The organism is Pseudomonas edaphica, from assembly GCF_005863185.1.
GTDB lineage: Bacteria > Pseudomonadota > Gammaproteobacteria > Pseudomonadales > Pseudomonadaceae > Aquipseudomonas > Aquipseudomonas edaphica.
Genome location: NZ_VBVZ01001096.1, coordinates 1 through 717 on the forward strand (window position 1 = coordinate 1; position 717 = coordinate 717).

1 protein-coding gene is annotated in these 717 nt (G+C 56.2%); it reads right to left on the minus strand.

The features are described from left to right. Positions 1-74 precede the first annotated feature (74 nt). The gene (locus FEM54_RS33455) at positions 75-296 is read right to left on the minus strand and encodes a DUF6124 family protein (protein ID WP_099548066.1); all 222 of its coding nucleotides are present in this window, start codon (positions 294-296) and stop codon (positions 75-77) included. Positions 297-717: the final 421 nt, after the last annotated feature.

Consider the following 717-nt stretch of genomic DNA (forward strand, 5'->3'; position numbering starts at 1 on the left):
GGCCTCACCTCGGTCTGACTGATAGACCGAGTTGCCTGCATCGCAGGCAAGCCAGCTCCCACATTGACCGCGTTTTAAGCTCGGGCTACGGGGGTTTCGTGGTCCATCATCTGGCCGACCAGCATTACGCCGAGTTCGCTTAATTGATGAATGGCCAAAGCCACGTCGCGGTGCTCGCCGGTGAGGTCGTTGGACAGCTTGAGTAACAGGGTACGGACGGAAGTGAAGGTTTCGTAGCTGTTGAGTACGAGGGTTTCGGTAGGGAGGTTGGGTGCAACGGAATAAAGGTTAACCATGGAACGTCTCCGGGTAGGAGCCGCAACCAGCCGCTACTAAACGGAGGGTGGCAGCTGTACGCAGGTTAGTAGACCGGGGAGACTCACCGGCGCGCTCGAAAGCGCCCTCCGTACAGCCACCATCAAATACAGGGCAGTCCTGATCAATGATTTGCTGTACGTCTCACCACGGGCTACTAAACCCGATCACTGAACATTCAGCGACCGGCCAACCTTAGAGACGCCCATCCAGACGCACAAGCCGGGCGATTCTGGCTTAGCTGTAGGCAACGATACAACCCACAACCCCATTTGCCAGACCCTTCCTACAGCCTCCGTAGGAACAATCCAAATCCCCCTGCTGAAACACAAAAACAAATGTGGGAGCTGGCTTGCCTGCGATGCAGACAACTCGGTCTATCAGTTAGACCGAGGTGATGCC

What these genes read in the sequence shown, in the direction of transcription:
- FEM54_RS33455 (WP_099548066.1), bottom strand. Translation starts at nt 296, where the DNA reads ATGGTTAACCTTTATTCCGTTGCACCCAACCTCCCTACCGAAACCCTC.